Origin of the sequence: Lacinutrix sp. MedPE-SW (assembly GCF_001874145.1) — a bacterium.
Taxonomy (GTDB): domain Bacteria; phylum Bacteroidota; class Bacteroidia; order Flavobacteriales; family Flavobacteriaceae; genus Lacinutrix.
In genome coordinates this window covers 1-13,094 of record NZ_MPCX01000022.1, presented here as the reverse complement: position 1 = coordinate 13,094, position 13,094 = coordinate 1, and the positions used below count along the sequence as shown (strand labels likewise).

Genomic DNA, 13,094 nt, shown 5'->3' with positions numbered 1-13,094 from the left:
ATCAATAATTCTAACCGCTTCTATTTTTAAATTACTATTTCCGCTTAAAGAGAATTGAACGTTATCATCTTGTAATTCTACAATAGTTAAATTAGTTTCGTTAGTAGAGAACGCTTCAACAGCAAGACTATTTGCATTAAATACAACTTCAAAACGATCTCTAAATTCACCATTTGTTGTGGTAAAATTATAATTTGAAGCACTTAAATCATGAATAACGCTCGTATAATTATCTTTCAAATAAATAGTATTATTATTTAAAAAATCACCTTCAAAATGAGATATAGAAATAGTAAAAGTTGCAGGATTAGTAATAGATGTATAAATACCTAGTGGGATAACTTCATCTATAGTTAAACTCTCTGGCGCTTTACCTTGAATGGCATAATTAAGGTTACTGTTTTCTATAATTGAATAAAAGAAGGTTTGATTTCCTGTAGATCTATTTCTTATGGCATCAAAATTAGCTCCATCTAGTGCATTAGTTGCGCCTTGTTTATAACCAACTAATAATTGGCTAAACACACCAGTATCTGTAGTTAAATTAAGCCATAATTTATTAGTTTCAATAGGTTGGTTAGCGTTTCTATAAAATAAATCATTGTTACCACTTACACGCATAGCATTTCTAAAAGTAACCTCATTTTCCATTATTATAGCACCACTATCTAACGATGTTGTAGCCGATGCGGTTCCTGGAGCTAAATCATTATAAGTAACAAAAAAGCCTTGTCCAGATGGTATAAATTCATCTGGTGTATCGTTAGCGTCAATAACACCATCACCATTATGGTCGCCAGCAATAGTTCCTCCTAACTCGTTAACCATAACATAATCAGACTGGCTAAAGTTATTTTGAGAGTTACCATTGTTAGAATTTAAAGGTGGGTTTTCATGTGACCAATAATAAATTACGCCATCAATAGTTCCAGTTGTGTTACTTGAACTATACATATTCTCTGCAAAAAACTCAGGAATAGAAATAGCACTAGCATACGGATTTCCTATTAAATTCCAGTTTTTATCTCCGCTTACACTAGTAATTGTATTTATGTTATCATTTCTATATATGGTTACTGGTATGACGCCATTATTTAATTCGCCAATAAATTCATGATTAATCCTAACTGGAGGCGCTGGACCACCACCAGGAGGCGGAGAAAATGCTGTTGTAGATAAAGTTGCCGCATAACCCGTTCCTGGTATCATAGTATCGGCAGCATTCATTAATTGCCATACATTACCATTATCGTCCTCATCATCTTGCATATCTATTACAGGATTATTATTATTTGTTTCGGCATAGTTGTCTTCAAAATTCTCAGCATTAAATCCAAACCTTCTATTTGGACTTGAAGGAGAAAGCGCATTACCTATAGTTTCTCCAGAAACGGGTGAACTCCAATAGGTGTATTCTAACCAATCACTAGCAAAGGCACTTAGTTTTGAAACGCTTGAGGTTCCTCCTGTATTTTGAAATATTGCAGAGTCATTGTTTTGAACAAATGAACCATTAGTTTGAACAATTATAGTTCCACTATTTGTAACATTATTTTTTACTTCTACGGTATAATCATTCTCAACAGTTAATGTTACTCCTGTGTTAACAGATAAACTACAAGCCGTAAAACCAGGTGTTAACATACTGGCATTATAATCTCCAGTTAAAATTACTGCTGTACTGCTGTCTGGTGCAAATGGAGTCCATGATGTACCATCCCAAGTAACTGTTGTTGAACATTCACAATCACTTACATGAGAGCCTAAAAGAGTAATACTGTTTGATGGATTTGAAGACCAGTCTGTAATATTATATGTTGGTGTTGGTGTTTGAACATTAGAGTTTCTTACTAGATTTACGTTTTGGCCAAAGTTGTTGTTTACATTTAATACGCCTACAACATCTATATTTACACCATTGCTATTTTGAAGCGCGATAACATCGTTTCCATCAAAATTTAATGCACCGCTTCCTGTACAGTAATCAGCAATACCGTTGTTACATAATTCAGAGTTGTTTCTGGCTATTAAAAATGTTGAATATGGAGCAATAAAACCTTGTGCAGCAGGAATTGTTCTAATTGCTGGATTATAATTAACTCTTCCATTTATAAATCTTGCTATTTGATAGTTTGATAAATCTATAGCAGTATTTGTAGGATTGTATAATTCTATATATTGTTCATTTGCTGTTCCAGCTGCAGCTTCATGATATTCAGAAATTAATAATTCTCCACAGTTTGCGGCAGGTGTATGTGCTATTACAGTTCCAGAACCTGAAACTAATTCGTTTGTAGCTCCAGTACTAGAAACAGTAATTGTATTACTATAAGTATTTGGAGTTAAACCAAAGGCTAGTTTTGTATATATAGTTGTTGGATTTATTGTTCCGCCAGTTTGTGTTAAGGTAATAGTATTTAAATAAGGGCCATTTGCATTTTCTGAAATAACAAATTCTGCAGGAGCAGTAATAATTATATCATTTGTTAAAGATGAACCTTGAACAGAGAATGTTTCCTCGGTTAATGACACATTGTTTTCAACAACACTTAATGCAGGAATAGTGTTAGTATTTGGATTAATAGTTATTGTTGGAGTTATTGGCGCTATACCTTGTACTAAAACATTGTCAATACGCATGCGCTCACCATTTCCATCATTTGTAATTAAAACTCTTAACTCTAAAGTGTTACCATTTAATAATGTGTTGTGAGATACTACGGTGTTAGTATAATCATTTTGTATAAAACCATTATTTCCTGCTTGTGTCCATGCGCCACCATCTATACGAAATTCTGTAATAAAGGTATCTGCATCTTCAAGGTTATCGCCAGCAGGAGAACTTTCTGTAGCGTCTAAAGAAAACTGAATATCTGTAAAAGAACTAATATTTATTGATGGAGAATACCATATCGCTTGTCCGTCTAGATCTCGGGCCTCAAGAAATCTATTTCCGTTTACAACTTTAAACCTATCTCCATTGTCGAATGTTGTTGAAGATACATCTATGGTCCAGTTTACTCCAGATAAGTCAATATCTGTGGTTCCGGTTGTATTATTATATGAAGCTCCTTTGTTTAATTGACCTGAAAAATCTTCGTTGTAAATTGTGGTTTGTGCATATGCGTAATTAAAAATTACGAAGCATGTTATTAATAGCGAGTAACATTTTTTCATAAGAGGGACTTTTTTTTGATGTTTATTTTAATAGCGTATTTTTGACATATGTTTAAAAACAATAAAACGTTTACAGTAGATGAAGCAACTAAAAAGTTGGAACACTATTGTGCTTATCAAGAAAGATGTCATCACGAAGTGAGACAAAAATTAAAAAGTATGAATATGATACCTGAGGTTGCAGATATTATAATTGTTCATCTTTTAAAGCATAACTTTCTTAATGAAGAACGTTTTGCCAAAACATTTGTACGTGGTAAGTTCAATATAAAAAAATGGGGGCGTCGTCGTTTAGCTTTAGAATTAAAGAAAAAAGACATATCCAAATTTAATATAAATGCTGCGTTTGCAGAAATTTCTGAGGATGAGTATATCGGTGTTTTCAATGATTTAGCCGAAAAAAAAGCTAATTCAATACTTGAAACCAATAAACTAAAGAAAAAAAAGAAACTTATTGATTACTTGTTATATAGAGGTTGGGAGTCGCATTTGGTATACGATAAAGTAAATAAATTAATAAACTAAAATTAAAAAAGCCGTTAATTTATTAAAACTAACGGCTTTTTTAAACTTAAATTTTTAATTATAAATTAAAAACTGCTCCTATATTTCCAACAAATTGGTTGTGAATTTTTTGATCTAATGTAAGGGTGTCACTTTCGTATTTAGCTAAAGGTGTTCCTATTTCTGCATAAATACCAAATCCTGAAGAGAAAAAATAACGTGCTCCAAGATGACCACCAAAGTTTTTAAGCCCAAGACTTAAACCAGGATAAATATCAAAATTATCACTTACGTTTAAAACGTTTCCTAGATTTGCATTAAATCTTGCTTTAATGTCAAAACGGTCTCCAAAACTTGCCGAACTAATATCTGTATTTAAAGCATAAGCAGTAGCAATTCCTACAGAAATATTTTCGCCTAAACCATAATCGTAGTTTAAATTAATACCTGTTGCGTTATCTTGTAAATTAGCTCCAACAGATAGTTTTTGGTCTCCTTTACCGCTATAGGCTTGACCAAAACTAGCAACAGTTGAGACTAGTGTAATTAAAAGTAATATTTTTTTCATTTTTTATGTGTTTGTATTAGTAATTGCTTTTTTGTTTTTCCAGTCAATCCATTTTTGGCCTTTTAAGCGTCTCATAACGTTGTCAAAACTACGCATTATTGTAATATTATATATAGCTTTTCCTAAATTTTTAGGGTTTCTTGCAATGGCTCTAAGGCTCATTGAAAAACCAGGTGTTATATAACGCATATAATGCCAATATCCTTCTGGCATATATAAAACTTCACCATGGTTTAGCTCACACTCCCAACCTTTTGCATTTTGCAATGCTGGCCATTTTTTAAAGTCTGGATTAGAAAAATCAATATCTTCTCTAACTATTAACGAATGAGGGATTTTATATAAATGCTTATTTTGATTTTGATCGAATAAAATACATTGTTTTTTGCCTTCAAAATGAAAATGAAATATGTTAGCTAAATCAATATCATAATGCATAAACGTATGAGAGTTTGTGCCTCCAAAAAACAGCATTGGTAACCCTTTCATTAAGCGTAAACCAAAATCTGGAAATTTAAAATCTTTTTGAAGTTCTGGTACTTCTTTTAAAATATTCCAAAGAAAAATTCTAAATTTAGTTGGTTCTTTTTTCAACAAATCTATATACTCTCGCATTTTCATTTTTGCGTGAGGTTCATTAAAACCATCTTTGTAATCTACAGGTCTGTCGTCATATAGAGGTACAATTTTTTCGCCAGCAATTTCTTTAATGTATTCTAAATTCCATTTTGTATAGGCAGGCCAATCTTCAATAAAACGCTCAATAACCACTGGTTTTTGAGGTTTATAATAAAGTTTTAAAAAATCCTCTTTTGTAATTGTCTTTACTCGAGGAATATGTTGAAGATTTAGTTTCAAAAAAAGCAAAATAATTAGTCGTCAAAGTTAAGAAAACGTAATTAAATTGAAAATCTTATATGAATACTTTAACTATTTTGATGCTTTTGCTTTTTGTTTAGCCTCTTCATTACGCTCAATTTTATGGTCTGGTCTTGACCATTTTGGCTTTTCACCTAAAGCTTCAAATTTAGATTCTGATGCTTCTATAGTTTCAGGCTGCATTTTTTTTATAAATGGTTTTTGTGGGTTTAAACCTAACATTTCAAACATTTTCATGTCTTCATTAACATCTGGATTTGGAGTTGTTAATAGTTTGTCTCCAGCAAAAATAGAATTTGCTCCAGCAAAGAAACACATGGCTTGACCTTCGCGACTCATTTCTGTTCTACCAGCACTTAAACGTACTTGGGTTTCTGGCATAACAATTCTTGTTGTTGCTACCATTCTAATCATGTCCCAAATAGCAACTGGTTTTTCTTCTGCTAAAGGCGTTCCTTCTACAGCAACAAGTGCATTAATTGGTACAGATTCTGGTTGTGGATTTAGCGTGGCTAATGCTACTAACATTCCTGCTCTATCTTCTATGGCTTCTCCCATTCCAATAATACCACCAGAGCAAACCGTTACATTTGTTTTACGAACGTTATCGATAGTTTCTAAACGGTCTTCAAAACCACGAGTAGAAATTACTTCTTTATAATAATCTTCAGACGAATCTAAGTTGTGGTTATAAGCATATAAACCAGCTTCTGCTAAACGTTGTGCTTGGTTTTCTGTTATCATACCAAGTGTACAACAAACTTCCATATCTAGTTTGTTAATGGTACGTACCATTTCTAAAACTTGGTCAAACTCTTCGCCATCTTTTACATTACGCCATGCAGCTCCCATACATACTCGAGAACTTCCAGATGATTTTGCACGTAATGCTTGTGCTTTTACTTGTTGAACAGACATTAAATCGTTGCCTTCAATATCTGTATGATATCTTGCTGCTTGTGGGCAATACCCACAATCTTCTGGGCAACCACCCGTTTTTATAGATAATAAAGTACTTACTTGAACGGTATTTGGATCATGGTGTAAACGATGCACTGTTGCAGCTTCGTAAAGTAACTCCATTAATGGTTTGTTATAGATCTCTAATATTTGTTCTGTTGTCCAGTTGTGTTTAATCTCGCTCATAAAATCGTATCTGTTTCAGGTTTCAAAAATAGTTTATTTCTATTTTATAAAAGCATCAAAAATGCGGTAAAATTTTTTTGGTTCTTCTAAATATGGGTTGTGGCCACTATTTTCAAACATTTCAAATTGTGCTTGTGGCATAAATTTTTTGTATTGAACAGCAAATTCTGGAGTTGATACACCATCATATCGTCCTGCTATAACTAGTGTTTTAGCTTTTATGGTTTTTAAATCTTTTCTATAGTCTTGTGTAATCATACTTCCAGACACATCAAAATCACCATCTTTTCCTATTATAGAAACATAAACAGCATTATCCCAGCTTTTATGTTTAGTATTAGGCGTATTTTGTTTTAAACTTGTATTGTGATAATAAATATATTTGGTAGGGAAGCTACCGTAAACTTTCATAAACTCTGGATCACTTGAAACATAACCTAATGCACGTAAAGAGTCTACTTTTTTCCATTTTTCTGGAAAATGTGTTTTTGCATAGTGGTTATAACTGTCGCAATTGGCTTGCCACATAGCGCCGCTATGGAAACCATTTATTAAAACCATTTTTTTGACATTTTCTTTATATTTAATAGCATAGGCTTGTGCTGGTACAGTACCATAACTATGTCCTACTAAAGAGATTTTATCGAATTTTAATACTATTCTTAATTTTTCTATTAATTCTACATCTGCTTCTACAGAGTATTCTTTAGGGTCTTTAGCATTATCACTTTTTCCACGGCCCAACCAATCGAAAAAAACCACTGTATTAGATTTATAATAATGCCCAAAATTGCCTTGCATATAGTCATGCGAGTTTCCTGGTCCACCTGGTAAAAAGAATATTGGATCACCAGTACCTTTAGTTTCTACATTAATTTTATAACCATCAATATTATAAAACTTAGATTCAAATTTCTCGAATATTTTAGAATCTTGTTGAGCATTATTACAAGATGTAATAAAGAAAAGTGATACACAAAGAAATTTTAAAATTGAATGCATAATTAAAATGGATTAATTGTAAATATAATTATTTTGAGATTAATATACTTACAGCATTACCACCAAATCCAACGGCATTTACCAAAACATTTTTGAGTCTTTTAGGTTTTTGAGTGTCTAAATATGGAACAGCTATAAATTCTTGATTTACTAACATTAAAACAGCCATTTCAAGACTTAATAGCCCAGATGCACCAAGTGTATGCCCAATTTTCCATTTATTATTAGTTAATGCTGGTACTTTGTTTTTAAATACTTTATTTATTGCATTAACCTCTGCAGCATCGCCTTTAATTGTTCCTGGTGTGTGTGTAACGATTACATCTATTTCATCTGGATTTAAATCGCCTAGAGCCATTGCCATAGAGTCTTGAAAACAATCTGCATTTGTAGATAGTGATGCGTTGTGTTTTAAAACCTCTGTAGCGTAACCAATACCTTTAACTGTTGCTAGTGCATTTTCTTTAATTCCAGATTCTAAACAAGCCATTGCTGCACCTTCGCCCAAAATCATGGTGTTTTGCTTTTTTTGTAAGTCTAATGCTTGACAAGGATAGGCCACATTGTTTCTGGCATAGATTTTTAAAGCTTGCATTTGCGCTATTGTAAATGCTGTTAAAGGAGCTTCGCTACCGCCAACTAAAAACTTAGATGTTAAGCCAGATTGTAACCAAGCGACACCGTTTAGCATGGCATGTAAAGCGGTAGAGCAGGTTATAGAATGTGATATTTCTGGACCTTTAGTTTGTAAATCGTGAGCAATCCAAGATGAAATGTTTCCTAAGGTTGTAGTTGGAGAACTTAAGGTTTCGGTTTTATTTCTCTTTAAAAAATCTTCATGATAATTTTCAAATAATTTGGTAGCTCCTCTTGATGAACCAATGTTTATACCAAAATTATTATTTTTATCCCATTGGGCAGCTTCTGAGGCTTTTCTTGCTGAAAAGATTCCGAATAAAACAGAGTCGTCTAAAGACTTGTATTTTTGGTCTGAAGCACGAAGCTCTAATATTTCTGCTTTTAAATTTTTAGATAAAGCAGAAACTAAATGACCATCTTGTAAAGTTATACAATGGTTATTTGTTTTATAATTATTCCAGACTTCTTCAGAGGTTTTTCCGAGAGGAGAATAAGAAGAAATTGCAGTTATAGAAATTGGTTTTAGCACAAAAACTTAATTTTCTTGCAAAAATAAGCCTTATCGGTTTTAACTCCTATTCGATTTAGTATAATATGTGTAACATATAATAGAAATTGAATACCTATATTTAATACATTAATTAAAAGTAATTATGGAAACAATAAGACAAAAAAGTTGGGCAAGAAGAAATTGGGGTTGGTTGCTTGGTGGTGGTTGCTTAGGTGTAATAATTTTGTTTGGTATTGGTATTGCAGGACTTATTTATAAAGTTTCTGATGCAGTAACAGGTTCTGAGCCTTATGTTCATGCTTATAATAAAGCAGTAGAGAACGAAAGAGTAATTGCTTTACTAGGAGAGCCTATTGAAAAAAATGGTTTAGGAAGCACAAGTTATAGTTATAAAAACGGAACGAGTACTGCAGAATTAACCATACCAATTAAAGGACCAAATGACGAAAGTGAAATAATTGTTGAAGCCGAAAAAATAAATGACGAATGGGCTTATTACGAAATTTATGTAAAAATTGATGGCGAAAGAGACCTTATAGATTTACGGGATGATGAACCTAGTTTAAACGATTTCTAAAGCATTTTCTATTACAGTATAAATTTTATCTAATTGTACATTAGTAATAGTGTATGGTGCCTGAATGTAAATTGTTTCTCCAAGCGGTCTTAAAAACACACCATTTGCCATAAAAAAGTTAAATAGTTTATAACGTAAATCGCCATAACGTTCCATTTCTACATTTAGATCTAAAGCAAAAATAATACCTTGTTGTCTAATAGATTTTACTTTACTATGTGTTTTAATATGCTCTCCAAATGCTTTATGTTTAGCTGTAATTCTTGAAATATTATTTTGTATTTCTACAGATTGTAGCAACTCTAAACCAGCTAAAGCAGCTGCGCAAGCAATAGGATTTGCAGAATAGGTATGGCAATGAAATAAACCTTTGCCTATATCATCGCTATAGAAAGCATTGTAAATTTTTTGAGTACATGCTGTAATAGACATTGGTACTAAACCAGCTGTTAATGCTTTACTCATACAAATTACATCTGGTTTTGTTTCCATAAAATCTGAAGCAAAGTTGCTACCTGTTTTACCAAATCCAGTCATAACTTCATCTGCTACAGTTACAATATTATTTTCTTTACAGAACTTTAAAATTTGATCTAGACCTTTAGGATCATGCATTTTCATTGCAGCAGCACCTTGTACTAAAGGTTCGTATATAAAACCAGCGACAGCATTGTTTTTTACAATTTCTTTTAGAGTTTCTAATATTTGTTCGTGGTTCTTTCCATTTGGTGTTGGAATGCGTTTAACATCTAAAAAGAAATCTTCAAAAGGACCGTTGTATACAGATAACCCAGAAACACTCATAGCACCAAAGGTATCACCATGAAAACTTTCTTGAAAAGCAATTAAAGTATTGCGTTTGTTTCCTTTATTAAAATGGTATTGTAATGCCATTTTAATTCCTATTTCTACACTAGTAGAACCATTGTCTCCAAAAAATATTTTTTCTTGATTTTCTGGTAGAATTTTAATTAACTCTTCAGATAGTTTTACTGCTGGTTCATGTGTGAAGCCAGCAAATACAACGTGATCTAATTGCTGCATTTGTTTATAAACGCGACTGGTAACAAAATCATTACAATGTCCGTACATACTAGAGTACCAAGAGGCAATAGCGTCTATATATTCGTTTCCATCTTCATCGTATAGCATGCAGTCTTTAGCTTTTGTAATAGCCATAGTTTCTGGATGTAATTTGTGTTGAGTTAATGGATGCCAAATGTGGTTTTTGTCTCTTTGTTTGATACTCATAATTTGCTAATGTTGATTTTAACTATAGTTTTAATAGTTGTGGTTTTAATGTTTCGGCATATTCTTTAATCACATTTTTATCAAAATAAGGCTCTTCATTTATTCTTCCTATTATTGGTACATTAGTCATTTTAGTAATAATATCTTCTGTCGTTTTATGTTCGTTTCCGCTAAATAAAATAGAAACATCAAACCCTTTTTCTTTTAAAAGGTTTATGGTTAGTAAAGTATGGTTTATGCTGCCTAAATAATGTCTAGAAACTACAATTACTTTATAGTTAGGTTTTATAAGATTTACTATAGTATTAGTATTATTTAATGGTACTAATAATCCGCCAGCACCTTCAATTACTAAATTATTTTTTGTTTTGGGAGCAATTATTTTTTTTAAATCTATAGTTATATTATCAATTTCTGCTGCTGCATGCGGGCTCATTGGAGACTTTAAAGCATAGCTGTTATCGTGAAATTGCGATGTTTTGTTTGTGATATAGTTTTCTACTTTTTTTGTGTCACTATTATCTAATTCTCCTGCTTGAATAGGTTTCCAGTAATCTGCTTCTAATGCTTCGGTTATAATTGCAGATGCTATTGTTTTTCCAACCTCGGTAGAGATTCCTGTTACAAAGTATATTTTGTTTTTCATGATTTTATTGTTTTAAAACAAGCGACTATTTTAAATCAAATTCGGTTTTACAGTTTTCACACTTATATTTATGTTTTGCATGAAAAGGTAAAGTGCCCATTATAAAGCCAAAGATAAATGCAAAAAAGGATTTGAAGTTTGTAATAGTAGAAAACAACTCAATTTTCTCACTGTTGCAATTTGGGCAATTAATAGCGTTACCTTCATCATCTAAAGAGTATTTACTAATAGACTCTAAAATATGTTGTGCTTTTAATGCATCTTGACTTAGTACTTTCATTTTAATTCCACCAATAGCGTTACTTACCAATGGATCTGTTTCTATAGTAAAATTATCACTTAAAAAAACTTGAATGCCTTCAGCTTCTATTCTGCCTTTTATTATTTGGGCTTCTGTAGAATATTGAAATCTAGCTATGGTTTTAAATTTGTTGCTCATTTTATTCTCACATTTGTGGGAATTAATTTAGTATAAACTAAGTTGCAAAGTTAGCTAACAATTGCAAGACTTCTGTTATCTCGCCTTGAGTATTATAACTATGAATACAAAAACGAAGTCTTTCTTCTCCTTTTTTTACTGTAGGGGATAAAATGGGTTTTACATTATAGTTTTTTTCCTGAAGCGCTTTTGCTACAAGTTTTACATTTTTATTTCCTGAAATTATACAACAATGTATTGCAGACTCACTTTCTATAAATTTACTTTCAAGGTTTAGCCTTTTAATTTCTGATTTAAAAAAGATTATGTTTTGCTTTAACGTTTCTATTTCTTTTGCTTTTAAAAGTATAGTAGAAGCAGATAGTATGGTTGCTAAACTATGCGGTGGCATTGCGGTAGTGTAAATAAAGGGTCTAGAAAAATTTATTAAAAATTCTTTTAAACTTATACTGCATAATATAGCAGCTCCATGGCATCCCATTGCCTTGCCAAAGGTTATAATTTTAGCAAAAGGTTTAATGTGTTGTGTTAAGCCTAAAGCTTTTTCTCCTAATACACCTATAGCATGTGCTTCATCTATAATTATATGGGCATTATGTGTTTGGCTAATTTTAGATAATAACATTAAGTCTGGTGTATCTCCATCCATTGAAAATACAGACTCTGTAACAATATAAATTTCGTTATTATTTAATGGTTTTATTCGAAGTAATTTTGCTTTTAAATCGTTTAAATTATTATGTTTAAACTTATAAGCTTTAGCGTTACTCATAGATATACCATCTCGAATAGAAGCATGACTATATTCATCATAAAATATATAATCTCCTTTTTGAGGTACAGAAGAGAAGAAACCAAGATTCGCATTATAACCAGAATTAAATATTAATGCAGCCTCGCTATTGTATATTTCGCAAAGTTGTTTTTCTACTACGGTATATAATTCGTAATTTCCAGATAGTAAACGGGAACCTGTAGCGCCGTTTTGTGAAATGTTATAATTATTTAAATACTTATAAGTGTTTTTAAATATAGTTTTATTTTTTGAAAACCCTAAATAGTCATTAGAAGAAAAATCTACTAATTTGTTAGGTTCGCCCAAACTTCGTAATGCGTTTTCCTCTTTACGTTTATCTATTTTTATTTTTAATTTTTCAGGTATCACAAATCAAAGGTACAAATAGCTATTTATTTTTAAATAAAAAAAGTAAAACTTCCGTATCTTTAAACAAATTACAAAACCTAGTTTTTAGTTATGAGAATTTTACATAAAACTTCTAGTTTAACATTATATATTCCAGAACCAATTGAAGATTCTGCAGCACAATTATTTGATACAGGTATTTCTGCTGGTTTTCCTTCTCCTACAGAAGATTTTAGCCAAGAACGATTATCGTTAGATGAAGAGCTTGTTAAAAATAAAGAAACTACATTTTATGCAAGAGTTAGTGGTCAATCTATGATAGGAGCAGGACTAGATGATAATGATTTATTAGTTATTGATAGAAGTCTAGAACCAGAAAATAATAAAATTGCCGTATGTTTTTTGGATGGTGAGTTTACTGTGAAACGTTTACGGGTTACTAAAGATGAAACTTGGTTGCAACCAGAAAATCCTAATTACCCAATTATAAATATAACCGAGGATAATAACTTTTTAATTTGGGGAATAGTAACAAATGTTATAAAAAAAGTATAAATAAAAATATAAAAAAACGCGAAGCTTAGCTTCGCGTTTTTTTATAAAATAGAGTT

General features: G+C 31.6%; 14 protein-coding genes. 4 read left to right on the top strand and 10 right to left on the bottom strand.

The window, feature by feature from the left end:
* A partial coding sequence (locus tag BM549_RS13990; protein WP_367112925.1) for a lamin tail domain-containing protein occupies nucleotides 1–2,640 on the bottom strand: 2,640 nt, incomplete at its 3' end.
* Between the two features lie 103 nt (nucleotides 2,641–2,743).
* Between BM549_RS13990 and BM549_RS14025 the strand changes: the two genes are divergently transcribed.
* Together BM549_RS14025 and BM549_RS13985 are read left to right on the top strand one after the other, a co-directional pair.
* A complete protein-coding gene (locus BM549_RS14025; RefSeq protein ID WP_365336912.1) occupies nucleotides 2,744–2,869 on the top strand; it encodes a hypothetical protein in 126 nt (41 codons plus the stop codon).
* A 356-nt stretch (nucleotides 2,870–3,225) separates the two neighbouring features.
* Nucleotides 3,226–3,702, top strand: a complete 477-nt coding sequence (locus tag BM549_RS13985; RefSeq protein WP_290470838.1) for a regulatory protein RecX — start codon at nucleotides 3,226–3,228, stop codon at nucleotides 3,700–3,702.
* Between the two features lie 58 nt (nucleotides 3,703–3,760).
* On the opposite strand, the gene BM549_RS13980 is transcribed toward BM549_RS13985, so the two are convergent.
* The 5 genes from BM549_RS13980 to BM549_RS13960 all read right to left on the bottom strand — a co-directional run bounded on the left by BM549_RS13980 (nucleotide 3,761) and on the right by BM549_RS13960 (nucleotide 8,444).
* On the bottom strand, nucleotides 3,761–4,249 hold the full coding sequence (locus BM549_RS13980) for a DUF6646 family protein (protein ID WP_290470837.1): 489 nt from the start codon (nucleotides 4,247–4,249) through the stop codon (nucleotides 3,761–3,763).
* A 3-nt stretch (nucleotides 4,250–4,252) separates the two neighbouring features.
* Complete coding sequence (locus BM549_RS13975; protein WP_290470836.1) at nucleotides 4,253–5,107, bottom strand: cupin-like domain-containing protein; 855 nt, start codon at nucleotides 5,105–5,107, stop codon at nucleotides 4,253–4,255.
* A gap of 72 nt (nucleotides 5,108–5,179) precedes the next feature.
* Nucleotides 5,180–6,274, bottom strand: coding sequence for a biotin synthase BioB (gene bioB / locus BM549_RS13970; protein WP_290470835.1), 1,095 nt, complete (start codon nucleotides 6,272–6,274; stop codon nucleotides 5,180–5,182).
* Between the two features lie 39 nt (nucleotides 6,275–6,313).
* Complete coding sequence (locus BM549_RS13965; RefSeq protein ID WP_290470834.1) at nucleotides 6,314–7,276, bottom strand: alpha/beta hydrolase; 963 nt, start codon at nucleotides 7,274–7,276, stop codon at nucleotides 6,314–6,316.
* A gap of 28 nt (nucleotides 7,277–7,304) precedes the next feature.
* Nucleotides 7,305–8,444, bottom strand: a complete 1,140-nt coding sequence (locus BM549_RS13960; protein ID WP_290470833.1) for a beta-ketoacyl synthase N-terminal-like domain-containing protein — start codon at nucleotides 8,442–8,444, stop codon at nucleotides 7,305–7,307.
* A gap of 124 nt (nucleotides 8,445–8,568) precedes the next feature.
* On the opposite strand from BM549_RS13960, the gene BM549_RS13955 reads away from it, so the two are divergent.
* Nucleotides 8,569–9,003, top strand: a complete 435-nt coding sequence (locus BM549_RS13955; RefSeq protein ID WP_290470832.1) for a cytochrome c oxidase assembly factor Coa1 family protein — start codon at nucleotides 8,569–8,571, stop codon at nucleotides 9,001–9,003.
* Here BM549_RS13955 and bioA read toward each other — a convergent pair.
* The 4 genes from bioA to BM549_RS13935 are packed head-to-tail and all read right to left on the bottom strand — an operon-like array spanning nucleotide 8,989 to nucleotide 12,504.
* The gene (gene bioA, locus BM549_RS13950; protein ID WP_290470831.1) at nucleotides 8,989–10,254 is read right to left on the bottom strand and encodes an adenosylmethionine--8-amino-7-oxononanoate transaminase; all 1,266 of its coding nucleotides are present in this window, start codon (nucleotides 10,252–10,254) and stop codon (nucleotides 8,989–8,991) included. The two genes, BM549_RS13955 and bioA, sit on opposite strands and share 15 nt — an antisense overlap.
* Nucleotides 10,255–10,276: 22 nt before the next feature.
* Nucleotides 10,277–10,900, bottom strand: a complete 624-nt coding sequence (gene bioD, locus BM549_RS13945) for a dethiobiotin synthase (protein ID WP_290470830.1) — start codon at nucleotides 10,898–10,900, stop codon at nucleotides 10,277–10,279.
* Nucleotides 10,901–10,925: 25 nt separating this feature from the next.
* The gene (locus BM549_RS13940; RefSeq protein ID WP_290470829.1) at nucleotides 10,926–11,339 is read right to left on the bottom strand and encodes a DUF2007 domain-containing protein; all 414 of its coding nucleotides are present in this window, start codon (nucleotides 11,337–11,339) and stop codon (nucleotides 10,926–10,928) included.
* Nucleotides 11,340–11,376: 37 nt separating this feature from the next.
* Nucleotides 11,377–12,504, bottom strand: a complete 1,128-nt coding sequence (locus tag BM549_RS13935; RefSeq protein WP_290470828.1) for a pyridoxal phosphate-dependent aminotransferase family protein — start codon at nucleotides 12,502–12,504, stop codon at nucleotides 11,377–11,379.
* A gap of 90 nt (nucleotides 12,505–12,594) precedes the next feature.
* On the opposite strand from BM549_RS13935, the gene BM549_RS13930 reads away from it, so the two are divergent.
* Nucleotides 12,595–13,038 carry a LexA family transcriptional regulator gene (locus tag BM549_RS13930; protein ID WP_290470827.1) on the top strand — a complete coding sequence of 148 codons (444 nt, stop codon included), beginning with the start codon at nucleotides 12,595–12,597 and terminating at the stop codon, nucleotides 13,036–13,038.
* Nucleotides 13,039–13,094: the final 56 nt, after the last annotated feature.

Excerpts from the sequence above, each read along its gene's own strand:
- BM549_RS13985 (WP_290470838.1), top strand. The coding sequence starts at position 3,226 with ATGTTTAAAAACAATAAAACGTTTACAGTAGATGAAGCAACTAAAAAG.
- BM549_RS13980 (WP_290470837.1), bottom strand. The coding sequence starts at position 4,249 with ATGAAAAAAATATTACTTTTAATTACACTAGTCTCAACTGTTGCTAGT.
- bioB (WP_290470835.1), bottom strand. The coding sequence starts at position 6,274 with ATGAGCGAGATTAAACACAACTGGACAACAGAACAAATATTAGAGATC.
- BM549_RS13965 (WP_290470834.1), bottom strand. The coding sequence starts at position 7,276 with ATGCATTCAATTTTAAAATTTCTTTGTGTATCACTTTTCTTTATTACA.
- BM549_RS13955 (WP_290470832.1), top strand. The coding sequence starts at position 8,569 with ATGGAAACAATAAGACAAAAAAGTTGGGCAAGAAGAAATTGGGGTTGG.
- bioA (WP_290470831.1), bottom strand. The coding sequence starts at position 10,254 with ATGAGTATCAAACAAAGAGACAAAAACCACATTTGGCATCCATTAACT.
- bioD (WP_290470830.1), bottom strand. The coding sequence starts at position 10,900 with ATGAAAAACAAAATATACTTTGTAACAGGAATCTCTACCGAGGTTGGA.
- BM549_RS13940 (WP_290470829.1), bottom strand. The coding sequence starts at position 11,339 with ATGAGCAACAAATTTAAAACCATAGCTAGATTTCAATATTCTACAGAA.
- BM549_RS13930 (WP_290470827.1), top strand. The coding sequence starts at position 12,595 with ATGAGAATTTTACATAAAACTTCTAGTTTAACATTATATATTCCAGAA.